This window comes from Enterobacter cloacae complex sp. 302F9 (assembly GCF_050030335.1).
Classification (GTDB): Bacteria; Pseudomonadota; Gammaproteobacteria; order Enterobacterales; family Enterobacteriaceae; genus Enterobacter; species Enterobacter hormaechei_C.
On sequence record NZ_JBLGUC010000001.1, the window covers coordinates 3,116,151 to 3,137,266 of the forward strand.

The 21,116-nt window shown below is 55.3% G+C and carries 18 protein-coding genes; 7 read left to right on the top strand and 11 right to left on the bottom strand.

Translation table 11 applies throughout. From position 1 onward, the window contains the following. Positions 1 to 25: 25 nt before the first annotated feature. Together mdtQ and dusC are read right to left on the bottom strand one after the other, a co-directional pair. On the bottom strand, positions 26 to 1,444 hold the full coding sequence (gene mdtQ, locus ACQG0T_RS15095) for a multidrug resistance outer membrane protein MdtQ (protein ID WP_026080616.1): 1,419 nt from the start codon (positions 1,442 to 1,444) through the stop codon (positions 26 to 28). Between the two features lie 331 nt (positions 1,445 to 1,775). After that, on the bottom strand, positions 1,776 to 2,711 hold the full coding sequence (gene dusC / locus ACQG0T_RS15100; RefSeq protein WP_015572323.1) for a tRNA dihydrouridine(16) synthase DusC: 936 nt from the start codon (positions 2,709 to 2,711) through the stop codon (positions 1,776 to 1,778). A gap of 168 nt (positions 2,712 to 2,879) precedes the next feature. Between dusC and ACQG0T_RS15105 the strand changes: the two genes are divergently transcribed. The 4 genes from ACQG0T_RS15105 (at position 2,880) to sanA (ending at position 5,818) form a co-directional block, all read left to right on the top strand. Next, on the top strand, positions 2,880 to 3,275 hold the full coding sequence (locus ACQG0T_RS15105; RefSeq protein WP_003859308.1) for a CidA/LrgA family protein: 396 nt from the start codon (positions 2,880 to 2,882) through the stop codon (positions 3,273 to 3,275). Beyond that, a complete protein-coding gene (locus tag ACQG0T_RS15110; protein ID WP_015572322.1) occupies positions 3,272 to 3,967 on the top strand; it encodes a CidB/LrgB family autolysis modulator in 696 nt (231 codons plus the stop codon). The genes ACQG0T_RS15105 and ACQG0T_RS15110 overlap by 4 nt, the downstream gene beginning before the upstream one ends. Before the next feature lie 128 nt (positions 3,968 to 4,095). After that, positions 4,096 to 4,980 carry a cytidine deaminase gene (gene cdd / locus ACQG0T_RS15115; protein ID WP_032103253.1) on the top strand — a complete coding sequence of 295 codons (885 nt, stop codon included), beginning with the start codon at positions 4,096 to 4,098 and terminating at the stop codon, positions 4,978 to 4,980. Positions 4,981 to 5,107: 127 nt separating this feature from the next. Next, entirely contained in the window at positions 5,108 to 5,818 is a 711-nt protein-coding gene (gene sanA / locus ACQG0T_RS15120) for an outer membrane permeability protein SanA (protein ID WP_003859314.1), read from the top strand. 127 nt (positions 5,819 to 5,945) lie between these two features. Here the strand turns inward: sanA and mglC are convergent, their stop codons facing one another. The 7 genes from mglC to ACQG0T_RS15155 all read right to left on the bottom strand — a co-directional run bounded on the left by mglC (position 5,946) and on the right by ACQG0T_RS15155 (position 14,139). Next, the gene (gene mglC / locus ACQG0T_RS15125; protein WP_003859318.1) at positions 5,946 to 6,956 is read right to left on the bottom strand and encodes a galactose/methyl galactoside ABC transporter permease MglC; all 1,011 of its coding nucleotides are present in this window, start codon (positions 6,954 to 6,956) and stop codon (positions 5,946 to 5,948) included. A 15-nt stretch (positions 6,957 to 6,971) separates the two neighbouring features. Beyond that, the gene (mglA, locus tag ACQG0T_RS15130; RefSeq protein ID WP_271040359.1) at positions 6,972 to 8,492 is read right to left on the bottom strand and encodes a galactose/methyl galactoside ABC transporter ATP-binding protein MglA; all 1,521 of its coding nucleotides are present in this window, start codon (positions 8,490 to 8,492) and stop codon (positions 6,972 to 6,974) included. A 79-nt stretch (positions 8,493 to 8,571) separates the two neighbouring features. Further along, positions 8,572 to 9,570 (bottom strand): galactose/glucose ABC transporter substrate-binding protein MglB, encoded by a 999-nt coding sequence (gene mglB, locus ACQG0T_RS15135; protein ID WP_017383382.1) that lies wholly within the window; start codon positions 9,568 to 9,570, stop codon positions 8,572 to 8,574. A gap of 295 nt (positions 9,571 to 9,865) precedes the next feature. Next, positions 9,866 to 10,888, bottom strand: a complete 1,023-nt coding sequence (galS, locus tag ACQG0T_RS15140; protein WP_003859324.1) for an HTH-type transcriptional regulator GalS — start codon at positions 10,886 to 10,888, stop codon at positions 9,866 to 9,868. Positions 10,889 to 11,043: 155 nt separating this feature from the next. Then, complete coding sequence (gene yeiB / locus ACQG0T_RS15145; RefSeq protein WP_271040360.1) at positions 11,044 to 12,201, bottom strand: DUF418 domain-containing protein YeiB; 1,158 nt, start codon at positions 12,199 to 12,201, stop codon at positions 11,044 to 11,046. A gap of 18 nt (positions 12,202 to 12,219) precedes the next feature. Then, the gene (gene folE / locus ACQG0T_RS15150; RefSeq protein ID WP_015572317.1) at positions 12,220 to 12,888 is read right to left on the bottom strand and encodes a GTP cyclohydrolase I FolE; all 669 of its coding nucleotides are present in this window, start codon (positions 12,886 to 12,888) and stop codon (positions 12,220 to 12,222) included. A gap of 102 nt (positions 12,889 to 12,990) precedes the next feature. Further along, positions 12,991 to 14,139: a YbfB/YjiJ family MFS transporter gene (locus ACQG0T_RS15155; protein WP_017383385.1), complete on the bottom strand. Its 1,149-nt coding sequence runs from the start codon at positions 14,137 to 14,139 to the stop codon at positions 12,991 to 12,993. Positions 14,140 to 14,276: 137 nt separating this feature from the next. Here ACQG0T_RS15155 and fghA point away from each other — a divergent pair, with 137 nt between their 5' ends. Together fghA and ACQG0T_RS15165 are read left to right on the top strand one after the other, a co-directional pair. After that, a complete protein-coding gene (fghA, locus tag ACQG0T_RS15160) occupies positions 14,277 to 15,104 on the top strand; it encodes an S-formylglutathione hydrolase (RefSeq protein ID WP_032103246.1) in 828 nt (275 codons plus the stop codon). 267 nt (positions 15,105 to 15,371) lie between these two features. After that, the gene (locus ACQG0T_RS15165) at positions 15,372 to 17,357 is read left to right on the top strand and encodes a ligand-gated channel protein (RefSeq protein WP_252051201.1); all 1,986 of its coding nucleotides are present in this window, start codon (positions 15,372 to 15,374) and stop codon (positions 17,355 to 17,357) included. Between the two features lie 54 nt (positions 17,358 to 17,411). On the opposite strand, the gene ACQG0T_RS15170 is transcribed toward ACQG0T_RS15165, so the two are convergent. Both ACQG0T_RS15170 and yieE read right to left on the bottom strand, forming a co-directional pair. Further along, entirely contained in the window at positions 17,412 to 18,881 is a 1,470-nt protein-coding gene (locus tag ACQG0T_RS15170) for an amino acid permease (protein ID WP_006811308.1), read from the bottom strand. Positions 18,882 to 19,061: 180 nt separating this feature from the next. Further along, on the bottom strand, positions 19,062 to 19,928 hold the full coding sequence (yieE, locus tag ACQG0T_RS15175) for a DNA-binding transcriptional regulator YeiE (RefSeq protein ID WP_017383387.1): 867 nt from the start codon (positions 19,926 to 19,928) through the stop codon (positions 19,062 to 19,064). Between the two features lie 97 nt (positions 19,929 to 20,025). On the opposite strand from yieE, the gene ACQG0T_RS15180 reads away from it, so the two are divergent. After that, the gene (locus ACQG0T_RS15180) at positions 20,026 to 21,072 is read left to right on the top strand and encodes a YeiH family protein (RefSeq protein WP_271040361.1); all 1,047 of its coding nucleotides are present in this window, start codon (positions 20,026 to 20,028) and stop codon (positions 21,070 to 21,072) included. The last annotated feature ends 44 nt before the right edge of the window (positions 21,073 to 21,116 follow it).

The window sequence follows — 21,116 nt, forward strand, 5'->3', positions numbered from 1 at the left end:
AGGTAAGTATAGATAATGCGCAATGTTAGCCGTGATGATATCCGCCACCCAGCGCGGAGGTGAGCTGGAGCGTGGCATCCACGTACTGACCTTTCAGCATGAACCCGGTAATACGCTCTTTGAGCGCCGGAATTTTTGCTTCACTCACTCGGGAGCCGGCAATGATCCCGGCGCTGAAACGCGCCTGTGCCAGCGCAACGACGCGCGCCGCATCTTTTTCGATCTGCTGCTGGTGCTGATTTTTGGCGGTCAGCGTTTCCACTTCGCTGGCCGTCCGGGCAACCTGGTTTACGGCATCTACCACGGCCTTGTTGTAGTTCGCCACGGAGAGGTTGTTTTGCGCCTGGGCGATATCCAGGTTCGCATTCAACCGACCGCTGTCAAAAATTGGCAGCGTCAGCCCGGCGGTTACGCCCATTTGCTGCGCAGATGAGCGGAACAGGTCACTCAGGTGCAATGCATCCTGCTGCAAGAATGCCATCAAATTGATGTCAGGGTAGAACGCGGCTCTGGCGGCATCCACTTCGCTCATGGATGCTTCGATATACCAGTGCGCCTCCTGCAAATCCGGGCGCCGAGCCAGCAGTTCATAACCGAGCGTTGACGGCAGCGACGCCTCTGCATCAGGTAAGGCATGCCGGGCGAGCGTGACTGAAGGGGTATGGGTCAACGCATTCAGACGCGCCTCAATGACCTTCATTTTGCCGTGCACGTCAGCGAGCTGCTCATCGGTTTTGCTGGCATTAATATCCGTTTCAACGCCTTCCACCGAGGAGGTAATGCCGTGCTGATAAAGCTCACGATCGGCACCGATGATATTTTCCTGCTCCCGTTTGATTTGCGCGAGTACGTCACCCACCGCGGCCTCGGTCTGCCAGTCCCAGTACAGCCGCGCGACGCTGCTGGCGAGCAGCTGGCGGGTCTGCTCCAGCTCCGCTTTTTGCGCATTCACCTGACCGATGCGGGCCTCAATTTGGGCGCGGTTTTTACCCCATAAATCCAAATCCCAACCCGCCGTCAGACCAAAGGTGCCGTTGGTGTACCAGGGGCCGGTTGTCCCCGCCGCCGGATCGGTCAGCGCAAATGGACCCATCAGCCCCTCTGCCGACATTTTTTGCCGTTCAACATCTGCGGAAAAATCCAGCTGTGGACCCTCAGCAGCGACAGCGGCTTTCGCCTGTGCTTCCGCCAGGGTAATACGCTGACGGGCAATTTGCATATCCGGCGCATCCGCCAGCGCTTTGTCGATCAGCGCGTTGAGCTGGGGGTCGTTAAAGTCTTTCCACCATTCGCTTTTTGGCCAGTCGGCATGACGCAGTTGGGTATTTACAGCTGCGGCGGCGGCTTGCGTTTTTACTGGAGACACCGTGGCATGTTCCGGCGCGCAGGCGGCCAGCATAAAAACAAGAGGAGCACTCAGAGATAAAGTAAGAGAACGTTTCATTACGCCATGAACTCAAAAAAATAAAGGCGCAACTTACGCTTACTAACGTTCCGTTTTTTAGTAACGCGTGGCAATCCGCATATTGTTATACATTTTCATATCCGGAAATTTATTCCCCAAGACAATGATTTAATTTCATGTATTCATGCTAATTATGAATTGACTGCTACACTTACTTCGACAGACATACGCAGGAGAGGCGAATGAAAATATTATTGTGGGTTATTTTGATTATATTTCTGATAGGGCTGCTGGTGGTAACCGGCGTATTCAAGATGATTTTCTGATTCTGTTGCCCGGCTCCACGCCGGGCAAACACTTCACACTTCGCTCAGGATTTTGACTGGATCACCCGGGCAATATCCGCAGACGTCTGTAGCGTACGGATCTCCTGAAATAATCCCAGCGCGTCGTCGTACTCTTTACGCAAATAACTCAGCCACTGCTTAATGCGCGCGACGTGATACAAGCCGGTATCGCCCTGCTTTTCCAGCCGCGTGTATTTTTGCAGTAGTTTCACCACATCCGCCCACGGCATCCGCGGCTCATTATATTTCACCACCCGGCTGAGGTTCGGCACGTTCAGCGCACCGCGGCCAATCATCACGGCATTACAGCCGGTCTCTTTGAGGCAGGCCTGCGCGCTCTCGTAATCCCAGATTTCGCCGTTGGCAATCACCGGGATCGTAAGCCGTTTGCGGATCTCGCCAATCGCCTGCCAGTTAATGCGCTCGGCTTTATAACCATCCTCTTTGGTTCGCCCGTGCACCACCAGCTCGGTGGCGCCCGCCTGCTGCACCGCGTCAGCAATTTCAAACTGCTTGTCGTCGCTGTCCCATCCCAGACGCACTTTGACCGTCACCGGCAGATGCGATGGAACCGCCTCACGCATGGCCTTTGCGCCGCGATAAATCAGCTCCGGATCTTTAAGTAGCGTCGCCCCCCCGCCGCTGCCGTTGACCAGCTTTGACGGACAGCCGCAGTTAAGATCGACGCCGTACGAACCAAGCGCTACCGCGCGGGCGGCGTTTTCAGCCAGCCACTCAGGATACTGGCCGAGCAGCTGGACGCGCACCAGCGTACCGGACGGAGTGCGGCTCTGACGATGCAGTTCCGGGCAGAGACGATAAAATGATTTTTCTGGCAGCAACATATCGACCACGCGCAGAAACTCCGTCACGCAGAGATCGTAATCGTTCACCTCGGTAAGCAGCTCGCGCACGAGAGAGTCGAGCACACCTTCCATCGGGGCCAGTAAAACACGCATTCTGAGTACCTGTGAAAAAAGACGCGCTATAGTAGCTGCTCTCTATGTATGTTGAAAGCCCGGCGTTCCATTGCGGAATGTCTGGTATGCCCAAAATTCATGATGTGATCCGTGGCACATTTTCAGGTTTAATTGTATGATGAATACGTCTCAGCAAGGACTTTCACCATGAGCAAATCACTGAATACTATCTGGCAATACCTTCGCGCCTTCGTCCTCATTTATGCCTGCCTGTACGCCGGCATTTTTATCGCTTCGCTGCTGCCGATTACGATACCCGGCAGCATTATCGGCATGCTGATCCTGTTTGTGCTACTGGCATTACAGGTGCTGCCCGCGAAATGGGTTAATCCGGGGTGCTTCGTTCTCATTCGCTATATGGCCCTGCTTTTTGTGCCTATCGGCGTTGGGGTGATGCAGTATTACGATGTGCTTAAAGCGCAGTTCGGCCCGATTGTGGTCTCCTGCGCCATCAGTACGCTGGTGGTATTCCTGGTCGTCAGCTGGAGTTCACACATTGTGCATGGCGAACGCAAGGTCGTCGGGGAGAAAACAAAAAAATGATGGCGAATATCTGGTGGTCCCTGCCGTTAACCCTGGTGGTGTTCTTTGCTGCGCGTAAGCTTGCGGTGCGTTTCAAAATGCCGTTGCTCAACCCGCTGCTGGTCGCCATGGTGGTGATTATTCCTTTTCTGCTGCTCACCGGCATTCCTTATGAGCGTTACTTCGCCGGGAGCAAGATCCTCAACGATTTGTTGCAGCCTGCCGTGGTGGCGCTGGCGTTTCCTTTATATGAGCAACTGCATCAGATCCGCGCGCGCTGGAAATCCATCATTACCATCTGCTTTGTGGGTAGCCTTGTTGCGATGATCACCGGTACCTCGGTGGCCTTATTGATGGGCGCGTCGCCGCAGATCGCCGCCTCTATCCTGCCTAAATCCGTCACCACGCCGATTGCCATGGCCGTGGGCGGCAGCATCGGGGGCATTCCGGCCATCAGCGCCGTGTGCGTGATTTTCGTCGGTATCCTGGGCGCGGTGTTTGGTCATACGCTGCTGAATATCATGAAAATTCGGACCAAAGCGGCACGCGGTCTGGCGATGGGTACCGCCTCGCACGCGCTGGGCACCGCACGCTGCGCGGAACTGGATTATCAGGAAGGGGCATTCAGCTCGCTGGCGCTGGTGATCTGCGGGATTATCACTTCCCTGGTCGCGCCGTTTATCTTCCCGATTATTCTGGCAGTCATGGGCTAAAATTTGCGATGCGTCGCGCAAATTTCATTTTCATTTCATAAGTTGCACACATAATGAGATTTGGATCACATATAAAGGCCGTACGGCTCCGTACACTACCGATCCATTAACCTTGATGAGGCAACGTCATGCATCCACGTTTTCAAGCTGCTTTCTCTCAGCTTGCAGAGAATTTGCAATCAGCCCTGGCTCCGGTTCTGGCGGATGCGCATTTCCCCGCCCTGCTGACGGCAGATCAGGTCACGACCCTTAAACAGGCAACGGGGCTGGACGAAGACGCGCTGGCTTTCGCCCTGCTGCCCCTGGCGGCTGCCTGCGCCCGCGCTGACCTTTCCCATTTCAACGTAGGCGCAATTGCGCGCGGCGTGAGCGGAACCTGGTACTTCGGCGGAAACATGGAGTTTCTTGGTGCGACCATGCAGCAAACCGTCCACGCGGAGCAGAGCGCCATCAGTCACGCCTGGCTGCGCGGCGAAAAAGCCCTGCGCGCCATCACCGTCAACTATACCCCTTGCGGCCACTGCCGCCAGTTTATGAATGAGCTGAACAGCGGTCTTGAACTGCGTATCAACCTGCCGGGACGCGCACCGCATACGCTGGGTGATTACCTGCCGGATGCTTTCGGCCCGAAAGATCTTGAGATCAAAACCCTGCTGATGGACGAGCAGGACCACGGTTATGCGCTCTCGGGAGATGAGCTGAGCGAAGCGGCCATTGCCGCCGCCAATAAAAGCCACACGCCCTACAGCAAATCTCCAAGCGGCGTCGCCCTTCAGTGCCGCGACGGCCGCATCTTCACCGGCAGCTATGCAGAGAACGCCGCATTTAACCCGACGCTGCCTCCGCTCCAGGGTGCCCTGAACCTGCTTAGCCTGAACGGGTATGACTACCCGGATATTCAGCGCGCAATCCTGGCTGAAAAGGCCGATGCGCCGCTGATCCAGTGGGACGCGACCGCAGCCACGCTGAAAGCGCTGGGCTGTTCAACCATCGACCGCGTGCTGCTGGCATAATCTGTTCGGCGGGCAGAGTTGCCCGCCAGTCTGACGAAAAACCCCTCAGTTGAATCGCTGTTTCTTGCGCTAACCAGGCGGGTACAGTAGCCTGAGGGAAATTTCATCATCGGTAAGAGCCATCTGCATGTTAAAGCGCGTGTTTTACAGCCTGTCTGTCCTGGTCGGCATACTGCTGTTGATCGTGCTGGGCCTCGACCGCTGGATGAGCTGGAAAACAGCCCCCTACATTTTTGATGACCTACAGGATCTCCCCTACCGTCAGGTTGGTGTGGTGCTTGGCACCGCCAAGTATTACCGCACTGGCGTCATAAATCAGTATTACCGGTATCGTATTCAGGGCGCGCTGAACGCCTATAACAGCGGCAAGGTGAACTATCTGCTGCTGAGCGGCGATAACGCGCTGCAAAGCTATAACGAGCCGGTGACGATGCGCAAAGATCTGATTGCCGCAGGCGTCGACCCGGCCGATATCGTGCTCGACTACGCCGGATTCCGCACGCTTGATTCCATCGTGCGTACCCGCAAGGTGTTCGACACCAATGATTTCATCATCATTACCCAGCGTTTCCACTGCGAGCGGGCGCTGTTTATCGCCCTGCATATGGGCATTCAGGCGCAGTGTTATGCGGTGCCATCGCCAAAGGATATGCTGAGCGTGCGCGTACGTGAGTTTGGCGCCCGTTTTGGTGCGCTGGCTGACCTGTACCTGTTCAAACGTGAACCGCGCTTTTTAGGCCCGCTGGTGCCGATCCCAACGATGCACGAAGTGCCGGAGGATGCGCAGGGTTATCCGGCGGTAACGCCAGAGCAGTTGCTGGAAATTCAGAAGAAGTAATAACTTTTGTCGGGTGGCGGCTTCGCCTTACCCGACCTACGATCGCGATTTTGTAGGCCCGGTAAGCGTCGCGCCACCAGGCAAAAAAAGGCCCGCTACGTGAGCGGGCCTTTTCATTCTGAAGATCTTACTTCTTACGCGCGTACTTCAGTGAATCCAGCGCAACCGCGAAGATGATGATGGCGCCCTTGATGATGTACTGCCAGTAGGGGTTCACGCCGATGTAGGTCAGGCCGTAGTTGATAACGGTGAAGATGATCACACCGGTCACCACGCCCAGCACGGTCCCCACGCCGCCGCTGAAGGAGACGCCGCCAACCACGCAGGCTGCAATCGCATCCAGTTCGTACATAAAGCCGAGGTTGTTGGTTGCAGAGCCGATACGGCCCGCTTCCAGCATCCCGCCGAAGGCGTAGAAGACCCCGGACAGGGCGTAAATCATCAGCAGGTTCAGAGCCACGTTGACCCCGGACACTTTCGCCGCTTCAGGGTTACCGCCGATAGCAAAGATGTTTTTACCGAAGCGGGTTTTGTTCCACAGGATCCAGACGAACGCCACCGCAATCAGCGCATAGAAGGTGATGTAGGAGAGACGGAAGCTGCCCAGCGCAACAAACCCCTGCGTGAAGGTCGAGAAGCCGCTGTCGAAGCCAGAGATTGGAGACGCGCCGACGAAATCGTAGTACAGGGAGTTGATACCATAAACGATGATCATCGTGCCAAGCGTGGTGATGAATGGCGTCACGTTCAGGTAAGCAATGATGATGCCGTTAATCAGGCCAATTACCGCGCCGATGGCGCACACGATCAGGATCACCACGAAAATCGGCATGGTCGCCATCTCCGGGAACACCTTGTTGGCGTTTTCCATCGACTGCAACAGGGTTGCCGCAATGACCGCCGCCAGACCCACCTGGCGCCCTGCCGAAAGGTCAGTCCCCTGGGTAACGATAAGTCCCGCCACGCCAAGCGCGATAATAATACGTACGGAAGACTGGGTCAGAATGTTACTCAAGTTCAGCAGACTTAAGAACGTAGGGTCCTGGAAAATAATAATCGCCAGCAAGACTAAAAGAACAACGTAAATACCGCCTTCTTTCAGATAAGTGAGAAAACTTTTTTTATTTAACGCACTCATGAGGAGCCCCTGATCTTAAAGGTGCAAAGACGCAAGACGCAAAATTTCGTTTTGCGTTGTCGTTTTGGTTTCAACAATACCGGCAACGAGACCATTGCTCATAACCAGAATACGGTCTGTGATCCCTAACAATTCCGGCATTTCGGAAGAAATAATAATGATCCCTTTATCTTTTTTCGCCAGCTCGGCGATCAGCTGGTAAATCTCAAATTTTGCACCCACGTCGATACCACGCGTAGGTTCATCCAGCATCAGAATTTCAGGCTGGGTTAATAGCCAGCGACCAATAATGACTTTCTGCTGGTTCCCTCCCGAGAGTGAGCCAATTTGCGTGCGGTGGCCCGGCGTTTTCACGCGCATGGAGTCAATCACCCACTGGGTATCGCTCTTCATGCGGGAATTATCCAGCAGCCCGACTTTATTTTTATAATTGCGAATATTAGAAATTAACGAGTTAAAGTTAATATCCAGATAAGCGTAAATACCGGTGGAACGACGCTCTTCCGTCACCAGCGCAAAGCCATTATTAATGGCTTCGTTGGCGTTGTGGTTGTTGATCTTCTTACCGTGCAGCGTAATGGTGCCTTCGGCTTTCTCACGGATACCAAACAGGGTTTCCACGATATCGGTGCGCTTAGCGCCCACCAGCCCTGCGATGCCAAGGATCTCCCCCTTGTGCAGATCGAAAGAGACATCGCGGATAGACGGCTGACGCAGCGAGGTCAGGTTACGCACCTCCAGAATCACTTCGCCTGGCTTGTTTTCTTTATCCGGGAAACGCTGGTTCAGAGAACGGCCAACCATCATGGCGATGATCTTGTCCATATCCAGCCCTTCCAGCGGCTGGGTGGCGATCCACTGGCCGTCGCGCAGGATGGTGATTTCATCGCACAGCTGGAAGATCTCTTCCATTTTATGTGAGATATAGACAATGCCGCAGCCGCGATCTTTCAGCTTACGAATAATGGTAAAAAGGTGGTTAACCTCTTTTTCCGTTAATGACGATGTCGGTTCATCCATGATCACGATTTTCGCATCATAGGAGAACGCTTTGGCAATTTCGATCATCTGCATCTGGGAAACGGATAATGTCCCGACGCGTGCGCGCGGGTCGATATCAATATCCAGCTCATCAAAAATGGCTTTGGTGTCGCGATACATTTTATCCTGATCGACAAAGACACCTTTGGTTGGATAACGACCCAACCACATATTATCCATAACTGAACGTTGCAGAACCAGGTTTAATTCCTGGTGTACCATCGAGATACCGTTCTCCAGCGCTTCTTTCGCTGAATGGAAGTCGATCTCTTTTCCCTGAAAAAGAATGCTGCCAGAATCTTTTTGATAGATCCCAAAGAGGCATTTTAATAATGTTGATTTACCCGCACCGTTTTCACCCATTAACGCATGAATAGAGTGTGGACGAACTTTTAAATTAACATTATCGAGCGCCTTAACACCGGGGAATGACTTGTTGACACCGGTCATTTCCAACAAGTATTCACCGGACGACTGATTAGTTGTGCTGACCATAATTATACCTTGTTGGCCTCGCATATCGCGTTATAAAAGGGCGCAACGAATTGCGCCCAGTGAAGACAATGCAGATAACTTATTTACCGATAAACTCAGCCAGGTTGGACTGGTCTACGCCCACGTAAGGAACGCGAACGATTTTGTTGTCAATTTTCCAGTTAGTCCCGTCAGCGGCGCCTTTACCGTCGGCCAGGTTTTTCGCCAGATCGAAGGTGGCTTTCGCCTGGTTGTTGGCATCGTTCAGCACGGTACCGGCCATAGCGCCAGATTTCACCAGCGCCAGCGCTTCTGGCAGGGCATCCACACCGAACACAGGAATGGCGGACTTGTTGTGGGCTTTCAGGGCTTCAACGGCACCCATTGCCATCGCATCGTTGTTGGCGATGACCACTTCAATTTTGTTGGCGTTCGGACCAGAGAGCCACGCGTCCATCTTATCTTTCGCCTGAGCGGTGTCCCACATTGCGGTGTCTAACGCCAGCTGCTGGGTTTTCAGGCCCTTGTCGTTCAGCTCTTTAATAACGTAGGTGGTACGTGCTTCAGCATCCGGATGGCCCGGTTCGCCTTTCAGCAGAACGAACTGAATCTGACCATCTTTGTTCAGATCCCAGTTCGGGTTCGCCGCCCAGTGTTTCGCAATCAGATCGCCCTGGATAATCCCGGACTCTTTGGAGTCGGTACCCACGTAATACGCTTTGTCGTAGCTGTCCAGCGCCTTACGGGAAGGTTCTTTGTTGAAGAAGACAATTGGCACGTTCTGGCCGCGCGCTTTCTCGATCACCGTGCCTGCCGCCGCCGGGTCAACCAGGTTAATAGCCAGCGCTTTCACGCCTTTTGCCAGAAGAACGTCAATCTGATCGTTCTGTTTGGACTGGTCATTCTGGGAGTCATTCATCAGCAGCTGCACGTCTGGCGCTGATTTAGCATCTTTTTCAATTGCTTTACGCACAACGGACATGAAGTTGTCGTCGTATTTATAGATAGTCACGCCAATACGGGTATCCGCTGCGTGCGCTGCTGCGCCAAAAAGCATGCTTGCCATGACAGCAGACAGAGTCAACACCTTCTTATTCATGGTATCTCCGGTTTTTTTTATGCAGGGTAGTTCTTGTGAAAAACGGTCGGCGGGCAGAAGTTAATAAAACGTTACTGATCGCCGAAGTTCACTTATAAAATGTCCAGCTTCCGTGTTCGGTAACGCTCCAGAAATGCGTTTTATTCGTTGTTTGAGGCATGCTGGTAGCGGTAAAAGTGAATAATCACCGTTACATTGTGTTTCAGCCCCTAAAACGCTGACATCATAGACAGCGGCTTGTTAAGATACTGTGAATTTACTCACAGATTGAAAACGGTTACATCACGTGATGTTATCAGTTAGTGATCGGAGCCACAGTTTGTCGGATAGCGACCGAATGGCGGCGTACTAAAGTCGGCATAAAACAATGCGTTGCGTCAGGATCTAACAGCCCTGCCGCCCCCTGTAACGCCAGCTCTGTCGCCAGTTTCGCCATCGACGCAATGGGGTAACGCACCGTTGTCAGCTGCGGATCGGTGTAACGGGCAATCGGGATATCGTCAAAGCCGATCAGCGATAAATGCTGCGGCACCGCAATGCCGTTGTCTTTCAGCGCGGTAAGCGCACCTGCCGCCATGCTGTCGTTATAGGCAAACACGGCCGTCAGCTGAAGATTACGCCCCAGCAGTTCCACCATTGCCGCTTCACCGCCCTGCATGTCCGGCGAACCGGTACCTACCCAGCTTTCCAGCGGCGCAATGCCCTGCTCTTTCAGGGCGTTTTGCCAGCCCTCGCGGCGCATCATGTCGTCTTCAATACCGTGGCTGGAGGCCAGATAACCAATGCGCTGATGGCCGTTGCTGATGAGCATCCGCGTCGCCATCATCGCGCCGCTGATGTTATCCAGACCGACGCAGCGGTGCGCGTAGCCGGGGACGATACGATTGATCAGCACCATGCCGGGGATTTGCTCCATAAACCCGGCCAGCTCTTCATCGCTCAGGGCTTTAGAGTGCACAATCAGGGCGTTACAGCGCTGGCGGATCAGTACCTCAATGGCATAACGCTCTTTTTCAGCCTCATGATAGCTGTTGCCAATCAACACATATTTCTGGTGCTGCTGGGCAACGACGTCCACCGCCTTGACCAGCGCGCCGAAGAAGGCGTCAGACACGTCCATCACCACTACGCCAATGGTATCGCTGACCTGCGTCGCCAGCGCCTGGGCATTAGCGTTTGGCCGGTACCCCAGCTGGGTCACGGCTTTCATTACGGTTTCACGCGTTTCAGGGCTGACCAGCGCACTGTTGTTCAGCACGCGGGAGACAGTAGCAACAGAAACACCCGCCTGGCGGGCGACGTCACGAATGGTGATCATATTCACCACCCTTTAAAGGATTGCAGCAACTCACAGACACCCCCTGTGTTTAGCAAGGTGGCTATTCTGGCAGCGAGAGAGAGGAGACTACGTGAAGAAGCTCACACAGATGAAAACGCTTACATCCGTTTTGTTAATGATTGTGATCCAGATCGTTATCTGGATGTATTACGCAATGACACGCCCGAAGCACGGGCGGTTAACCGTCGCCATGCCCATTCCAGCGGGCCCTGGCGGAAAAAACGCAGCCAGACAACCGAAAACACCACGTTAACAATCCAGACCGGAATAACAAACGCCAGCAGCGTCAGGCGGTCGAATTTCATAAACAGGCCGAATCGGTAGAAAAGCGTGGTGCATATCAGCGTTTGCAGGATGTAATTGCTTAACGCCATCCGTCCAACACAGGCCACCGCACTGACGATCCACAGGCGGGAAAGCTGGGGCCAGAAGCCGTAGATCAGCGCCGCATAGCCAATAGTCTGGAACGGCGCGCTCAGTTCGCGCGGCACCTGCAACAGGAACGCACACCAGCGGTAATCCCACTGAAGATGCCACTGCATCATCACCGCCGGGAGGTTGATGATCACGCCGAGCAGCACCAGCCCTGCTCCCGTACGACGATAGTGTCGCAGGCTAAATTCCCCTTTCAGCCAGCCGGTGCGCATCAGGGCTGCGCCCATCAGCATCATCCCCGCCAGCTGCCAGCCGTATTGCGCGCCCAGCGCCAGCAGATTATCGCCGAGCATATCGGCCCGGTTGCCTATCGCTTCCATGCCGCCTTTCAGCTTCCAGAACTGCTCATATTGCAGGTTGGCCGCACCCGGGATCCATGAACGACTGGTGGAAGCATCGGCAATCATGCCAAGCAGCAATAACACGGCCAGTCCCATGACATAGAGCATCACGCCGGTATTAAACAGGCTTTTCACACCGGGCGCGTCGCGGATCAGCCGCCAGCAAATCAGCCCCACCAGACCATACGCGAGCAGAATATCGCCGTCCCAGAACAGCAGCCCGTGAATAAAACCGAGGATAACCAGCAGCGTTAAACGCGACTGGATCCAGCGCGTACCGCGTTTGAGGAGAAGCTGAAGTCCCGCGCCAAACAGAAGCGCAAAGAGGGTCAGGAATTTAACCTGTGCAAAGAGATCGAGGATTGCCCACGTCCAGGCGTCGCTGCGCGTGATGTCGCCATACCACGCAGGATTCAGATAGGCGGCCTTCGGCAGACCGAAGGCGCTGATATTCAGCAGCAGGATACCGAGAATGGCGACGCCGCGAACAAAATCGAGCGTGACGTTTCGCTCCATGGTCCCTGCCCTGTCTGATTAGTTGTGGTGACGCACGGCGCGCAGGAACTCCTGGCGGGTGTTCTGGCTCGATTTGAACAGGCCGCCCAGCGAAGTGGTGGTGGTTGCGCTGGTTGCATCACGCACGCCGCGCGCTTTCACGCAGTAGTGCACCGCGTCGATAGACACCGCCACGTTGTTAGTACCCAACAGAGTTTGCAGTGCGGTCAGGATCTGCTGCGTCAGACGCTCCTGCACCTGCGGACGCTGGGCAAAGAACTGCACGATGCGGTTGATCTTGGACAGGCCAATGACCGTATCTTTTGGAATATAGGCCACCGTCGCTTTACCATCGATGGTCACAAAGTGATGCTCGCAGGTGCTGGTCAGCGTGATATCGCGTACCGTCACCATCTCATCGACCTTCATCTTATTTTCAATGACGGTGATTTTCGGGAAGTTCGCGTAATCCAGGCCGGAGAAAATTTCGTCGACGTACATCTTCGCGATGCGGTGCGGCGTCTCCATCAGGCTGTCGTCGCTCAGATCGAGATTCAGCAGTTGCATGATCTCCGTCATATGGCCGGCGATCAGACTCTTGCGGGTATCATTGTCCAGCTCCTGCACGGGCGGGCGCAGTGGCGTTTCAAGACCGCGCGCAACCAGCGCTTCATGGACAAGGGCTGCTTCTTTACTGAGTGATGACATTCTTTTCTCCTGCAGGTGTGGCGTCTTTTGCCCTCGTTGTGGCAAAAGTGTGCGCTCATTGTGCGTGAGGCGACGCACATAATCCAGTATTCACGACGATAATTATTGCAATTGCTGTTGCCTTTCAGCCTGACGGTTCCAGACTAACGCTCCGCCAACGAACAGCGCGATCCCCGCCAGCCCCAGCGCAGGTTCCAGCCGATGTGTGAGCCAGGTCGACAGTGCCGACGTGACCGGACCCACCAGCTGACCAATGGCATACCCGGTGGTGAGCAGTCCCGCCATATAACGCGTGTGGTCTGGCGCCAGCTCGCGACCGTACAAAAGAGAGAGCTGCACGGCGCAGAGGAACCCGCCGCCCACCAGCAGCCCACCCGTCAGCAAGCCGCCTATGCCCGGCAGCAGCCAGGCCGCCAGCACGCCAATCCCCTGTAACCACAGAACAATCGCCAGCCTGCGGTTAGCGCTTGATGTATGCCGCAGGGCAATGCTGAGCGCAATTCCCACCACCGAGGCGGCGCCAAATATCGGCCAGACAAACTGGGCAAACAGGCTGCCGGGAAAACGCACCGCCGCCATTTGCGATAAAAAGGTCGCCGGGAGGATATAGCCGAACCCTGCCAGGCTGTAGCTCCAGACCAGACGCTTGAGATCTGCGGTCAGCAGCAGCGGTTCAGGCGCGGTACCGGGCCGATGGAGCTGCCCGGACCGCGGCAGGTAGCGCGCCACCAGCACAATCAGCACCAGCGCCAGTACGCCGTAGATTTGCCATGCCGCCCCGGCGGACAAGGATTTCGCCTGAATATAGACCGCCAGCAGGCCGCTCAGGGCGATGCCGGCCCCGGGTCCGGCAAAGACGGCCGCACTGAGTCCCGGTTTGCCCAGTTGCCCCAGCCGCTCGTTGGTCCAGGCGGCAATCAGCACCATCGACCAGCCGCTCATGCAGCCGATCACAAAGCGCAGCAGACCGTGAACAACGGCATTATCTGCCGCCGCGGAGAGCAGCGTTAGCGCCACCGCACCGGTGATGCCAAGCCAGAGACGCGTTTCAACGAAGCGATGGGCGCGCATGGCATCCCATGCCCCCACCAGATAGCCCAGATAGTTCATTGCCGCCACCAGCCCCGCGCTGGTAAGCGTGAGTTGCCCGGCGGCTATCATCAGCGGCACCTGAGGCGTGAAGGCGAAGCGCCCTATCCCCATCGCCACGACCAGAACCACAAATCCGCTGAGCGCGATACGCAGCGCCATGATCGCTCCAATTGTTAAAGAAAAGTAAATTTATGATGCAACATCTCGCCGTCCTGCGAAAGTGAAAGTTGCTCACAGGTCAATGAAAACTCTGTATTATGCGTTTTATGAATCGTCTTACCTTTAAGGAGCCCTGCATGGAACTGCTCGAAGAGCATCGTTGTTTTGAAGGTCGACAGCAGCGCTGGCGGCACGACTCCACCACGCTGAATTGTGCTATGACGTTCAGCATTTTCCTGCCCCCTGCGGACAATCCACCGGTGCTGTACTGGCTTTCAGGCCTGACCTGCAACGACGAAAACTTCACCACCAAAGCGGGTGCCCAGCGTATTGCCGCCGAACTGGGCATTGCGCTGGTGATGCCAGATACCAGCCCGCGTGGCGATGACGTGGCCGACGATGCCGGATACGATTTGGGTAAAGGCGCCGGGTTCTATCTCAACGCCACGGAACAACCGTGGGCGAGCCATTACCGCATGTATGACTACATTCGCGATGAACTGCCTGCCCTGGTGCACTCTCAGTTCGCGGTCAGCGAGCGCTGCGCGATAAGCGGACATTCGATGGGGGGCCACGGGGCGCTGATAATAGCGCTGAAAAATCCGGGGAAATACACCAGCGTGTCCGCATTTGCGCCGATTGTGAACCCAACGCAGGTGCCGTGGGGGCAAAAAGCCTTTACGCACTATCTGGGTGAAGAAGCAGAAAAATGGCAGGAATGGGACAGCTGCGCGCTGATGCTGGCGAGCCAGCCAGAAGACGCTATCCCGATGCTGGTGGATCAGGGTGATGCCGATCAGTTCCTCGCCGGGCAGTTACAGCCTGCGTTGCTGGCGGAAGCCGCGCGCCAGAAGGACTGGCCGCTGACGCTACGCATACAGCCGGGATACGATCACAGCTATTACTTTATGGCGTCCTTTATTGAGGATCATCTCCGCTTCCATGCGGAGCATCTGTTCAGGTAAGTTCCGCCTTTTGCCCGGTAGCGCCTCCTGCCTACCGGGTCTTCCCCTCCCCCTCTTTACATACTTCTATCCGCTTGAATCCAGCCTGATTTCTGTCGCCGACACCCAAACACAAATGATTTCAATTATCATTTGTGTTTACAATTCTACATTCTTTTGTACAATTCCAGGCTCTTCTCCATCTCAAAGAGTTCTTACAAGACAAAAACATACAGTTCTCAGGGTTATCCCGATGGAGTTTTATTCATTTTTATACGGAATGTACAAATGACAATACCGCGCATTAAGCTCCTGGCCGTCGCCATTGGCGCTGCCACATGTTCCCCCTTCGTTCACGCAGCCGATCAGGACACCGTTGTCGTCACCGCGACGGGTTTTGAACAAAAAATCCAGAATGCCCCCGCCTCCATCTCTGTGATTTCAAAACAGCAGATTGAAGATAAAGCCTACCGTGATGTTACCGATGCCCTGAGAGACGTCCCGGGCGTTGTCGTCACTGGCGGCGGGAGCAGCAGTGATATCAGTATTCGCGGCATGGCCTCTCAGTACACCCTGTTCCTGGTGAACGGCAAACGCGTCAGTACGCGAAGCACCCGCCCCAACAGCGACAACTCGGGTATTGAACAAGGCTGGCTGCCGCCGCTGGAGTCCATTGAGCGCATCGAGGTCATCCGCGGCCCGATGTCCTCGCTTTACGGCTCCGATGCTATGGGTGGCGTAATTAACGTCATTACCAAAAAAGTCTCGAACACTAAAGTCTGGACCGGTTCGTTGCATGGCGATGCAACCTTCCAGGAAAACAATGATTCCGGCGATATCTTCCAGACCAACGCCTACGCTTCTGGTCCCCTGATCGACGGACTGCTGGGCGCAAAAGTGACGGGGCTGTTGTCACGCCGCGCAGAAGATAAAATCGTGAACGGCTATAACGAGCAGAAAATGCGTAACGGTGGCATTACGCTGAACTTCACGCCGGACGAGAAGAACGATTTCGACCTCGACTTTGCTCGCGAGCTTCAGGACAGAAACAGCACCCCGGGGATGTCGAAAGCGGCTGAAACCTGCCGGGGAACAACCTGTACGCCAAATACCAAAAGCGACTCGCGCTATGAACACACGACCTACTCCTTAACGCACAGCGGGTATTACGACGACTTCAATACCACCAGCTATATCCAGCAGGAAGAGACCAATAATCCAGGTCGCAAAATGCGCTCCTATAACACCACCTTCAACAACCAGAACCAGATTTTCCTCGGCGATCATACGTTGACCCTCGGCGGGCAGTATCGTTATGAGAAACTGCGCGACAAGGGTAATCAGCTGGAAGCTGCTGACGGCCTGAACAAACTGACGCGCTGGAGCTGGGCCCTGTTTGCCGAAGATGAATGGGCAATGACGGAAAGCTTTACGTTGACCGGCGGCCTGCGTATGGACAAAGACCAAAACTACGGTACTAACTGGACGCCGCGCGGTTACGGCGTATGGCACCTGGCCGATCAGTGGACGTTAAAAGGCGGGGTTTCGGCTGGCTATCGTGCGCCGGATCTGCGTCAGTCGTCTGCCAGCTGGGGCCAGGTAACGGGTGGCGGCCGTCTTGACGGTATCATCGTTGGCAACCCGGATCTGAAACCAGAGAAGAGCCTGAGCGAAGAGCTCGCCCTGCTCTGGGATAACAACGATAACCTGAATGCCGGCGTAACGCTGTTTAATACCGACTTCAAGGACAAGATTACGGAAGTTCGCCGTTGTAACAGCAGCGCCGATCCCGCCTGTACGATTGGCGATCACAGCTATGATTTCGTCAGCGATCGCGTCAACGTGGACAAAGCCAACATGCGCGGTGTGGAGTCCTCCTTCGGGTGGAAAATCACGCGCGATGTGAACTGGACTGCAAACTACACCTATACGGAGTCTGAGCAGAAGAGCGGCCAGTTCTCCGGCAAGCCACTGAACAAAATGCCGAAACACATGTTCAACACCACCCTGGACTGGCAGGCGACGCCAGATGTCGGATTCTGGAGCCGTCTGAACCTGCGCGGTAAAACGTCTGAGTACCTGAGCCGCACGTCAATGTCCCAGGGTACGCCGTCCTACACTCAGGTTGATGTCGGTATGCGCTACAACGCCAACAAAAACCTGCTGGTTACTGCCGGTGTGTATAACGTGCTCGATAAGCAGATTGATTACGATACGTATGACACCGTGCTGGATGGCCGTCGCTATACCGTCGGCATGACCTACAGCTTCTGATCTGCCCATAAAAAAGCCCGCTCAACTGAGCGGGCTAAAAGAGAGGAAGTGCGGTTATTGTTTAAATCGTTCCGGGAAATCCATTTCACTGTAGCGAACGAAGCGTGTTCCTTTCGTCAGTTTGTAGCCAAACCAGATGATCAGGAACAGCGGAATGCCAATATAGGTGGCCGTGACGGCGCCCCAGTCAATGGTGTCCGCAAGGAAGGCCTCATAGTTCTGACCCAGGGTAATGATCAGGCACAGAACGAAGGCGAAGATCGGCCCCAGCGGGAAGAACCCTGACCGGTACGGCAGATTATTCAGATCATGCCCCTGCTTGACGTACCCGCGACGGAAACGGTAGTGGCTGATGGCAATGCCCAGCCAGGCAATGAAGCCCGTCATACCAGAGGTGTTAAGCAGCCACAGGTAGACCGTCTGATTGCCGAACATGGAGGTCAGGAAACAGAGACCCGCAATTACCGTGGTCGCATACAGCGCGTTGCGCGGCACGCCACCGCGAGACAGTTTCGAGAAAATACGCGGCGCTTTACCGTCGCAGGCCAGGGTGTAGAGCATGCGGGTGGAGGCGTACATCCCGGAGTTACCCGCAGACAGTACCGCCGTCAGGATCACCGCGTTCATCACCGCCGCGGCAGAGAGCAGGCCCGCGTGCTGGAAGACCAGCGTGAACGGGCTGACGCTGATGTCTTTCACATCATTACGCAGCAGGCTTGGGTCGGTATACGGAATAATCAGGCTGATAATCAGGATCGCGAACACATAGAACAGCAGGATACGCCAGAACACCTGACGCACCGCGCGCGGAATGTTCTTCTCCGGGTTTTCGGATTCACCGGCCGCGATACCAATCAGCTCGGTACCCTGGAAGGAGAAGCCGACAATCATCGCCACGCCAATCATCGCCGAGAAGCCCCCGGCAAACGGCGCATCGCCTATAGTCCAGTTACTCCAGCCCGCCGGTTCAGCCCCTTTGAAAATACCAACGATCATCGCCACACCGACGACGATAAAGATGATGACGGTTGCCACTTTAATCAAAGAGAACCAGTATTCCGCTTCGCCAAAGCCGCGCACGGAGATGTAGTTCAGCAGGAAGATGACCGCCAGGAACAGGGCGCTCCAGATCCAGCCTGGCGTGTCCGGGAACCACCAGGTCATCACCAGCTGTGCGGCGACGAGGTCAACGGCGATGGTCACCGCCCAGTTGTACCAGTAGTTCCAGCCCAGCGCGAAGCCGAAGCCTTCCTCAACGTATTTTTGTCCGTAGGTCGAAAACGAACCAGACACCGGCATGTATGCCGCCAGTTCACCCAGGCTGGTCATCAGGAAGTAGACCATCAGGCCAATCAGGATATAAGAGAATAGTGCCCCACCCGGGCCGGCTGCCGAAATTGTTGCGCCAGAGGCAACGAAAAGACCCGTACCGATGGAGCCGCCAATGGCGATCATCGTCAGGTGACGCGCCTTAAGTGCGCGACGTAGCGCGGGCGCTTCTGTGGTTTTAGTTTCTGAAACCATGTGAAAATGCTGTCCATTCAATAAATGAGGCGCGATTGTAGCAGACGATCTGCGTTGCTTCCGGCAGAAATGCTCAGTTATAAGAGAGCTTCATGACTCGGCCAGGATTATAAGTAAAGCATAAAAATGTGGGGTGATAAGCGCACATAGCCCCGGTAAGCGAAGCGCCACCGGGGAACGTTAAATGGCGCAGTAGCGCAGAAAACGCTGGAGCGAGCTGGAAAGGTGTTTCTGACGATGATGGATGCACCACAGCGTGCGCACCAGCTTCGGCAGCGGAACGGGGATCTCAACCAGAGAGCCGGTTTCCAGCTGTTCGGCAATCACCCGTCGGGAAAGACAGCTAATGCCCAGGCCATGACGCACCGCATGCTTAATCGCCTCGGAGTTACCTAACTCCATCCCTAACTGGAACTGCGGCAGATGGGACAGCAGCAGATAATCGACAATCTCACGCGTGCCGGAGCCCTGCTCTCGCAGGATCCACTGCGCCTGCGCCAGACGCTCCAGCGTCACCTCGCCCTGGAGTAAAGAAGAGGCCGGGGAGGCAAACACCACCAGCTCATCCTCCAGCCAGGGTTCCGCAATGATATCCACGTTGTGGCACGGCCCTTCGATAAGCCCGATGTCCACGCGGAAATCGATCACCGCGTTGATCACGTCCTGGCTGTTGCCGACGCTCATTTCCAGCGGCAGGGTCGGAAAATCCCGGCGGTAGCGGGCAATCACTTCCGGCAGGATGTAGTTACCGATCGTGCTGCTGGCGTAGACGCGAATAGCGCCGTTGTCCTCGCGGAACAGCTGTTCGATCTCCGTTGCCTGCTCCAGCAAGGCCAGGGCACGCGGGTACAGCAGGCGGCCATGTTCGTTCACCACCAGCCGCTTTCCTACCCTGTCGAAAAGCTGAACGCCCAGTTGCCCTTCAAGATCGGTCAAGGCCGCGCTAACGGCGGACTGCGAGAGCGCCAGCATTTGTGACGCCTGGGTTGTCGAGCCGCTTTTCAGCACCTCGGCAAAAACTTCCAGCTGACGCAATGTAATGTGCATGGTTGCTTACCACTTATAAAGATTGATTATAAATATATAATCAATTTTATTTTTAAGCCAGAGCGCCGTAACCTTTAGCCAGACAAAGGAGAAGGTTATGTCAGAAATCACCTTACAACATCATCGTACAGTGTGGCACTTCGTGCCGGGTCTCGCGCTCAGCGCCGTGGTTACCGGCGTGGCTTTATGGGGCGGGAGTATACCGGCGGTTGCCGGCGCAGGGTTCAGCGCCCTGACGCTGGCCATTCTGCTTGGCATGGTGGTCGGGAACACCGTTTATCCACACATCTGGAAATCCTGCGACGGCGGCGTGATTTTCGCCAAGCAGCATTTATTACGTCTCGGGATCATCCTTTATGGCTTCCGTCTCACCTTTTCGCAGATTGCGGATGTCGGTGTCAGCGGGATTGCCATTGACGTCCTGACCCTTTCGAGCACCTTTTTACTGGCGTGCTTTATCGGCCAGAAGATCTTTGGGCTGGACAAACAGACCAGCTGGCTGATCGGTGCGGGTAGCAGCATCTGCGGCGCGGCGGCGGTACTGGCAACAGAACCCGTCGTTAAAGCCGAAGCCAGTAAAGTCACGGTTGCCGTCGCGACGGTAGTTATCTTCGGTACGCTGGCGATCTTCCTGTATCCGGCCATGTATCCGCTGGTGGCGCACTGGTTTAGTCCGGAAACCTACGGCATTTATATCGGCTCAACCATGCACGAAGTGGCGCAGGTGGTGGCGGCAGGTCACGCCATTAACCCGGAAGCGGAAAACGCGGCGGTCATCGCCAAAATGCTGCGCGTGATGATGCTGGCCCCGTTCCTGATTTTCCTCGCGGCGCGGGTTAAACAGCTTGCTCCGTCAGGCGGCAGCGAGAAAAGCAAAATCACCATTCCGTGGTTTGCGATCCTGTTCATCGTGGTCGCTGTCTTCAACTCTTTCCACCTGCTGCCAAAAGCGATGGTGGATATGCTGGTGACGCTGGATACGGTCCTGCTGGCGATGGCGATGGCGGCGCTGGGCGTCACCACACACGTCAGCGCGCTGAAAAAAGCCGGCGCGAAACCGCTGCTGATGGCGCTGGTGCTGTTCATCTGGCTAATCGTTGGCGGTGGTGCGATTAACTTCGCCGTGCACAGCCTGTTGGCATAAACCATCTCGTCCTTCTCCTGTTAACCCGCTATCATAGGCATTTC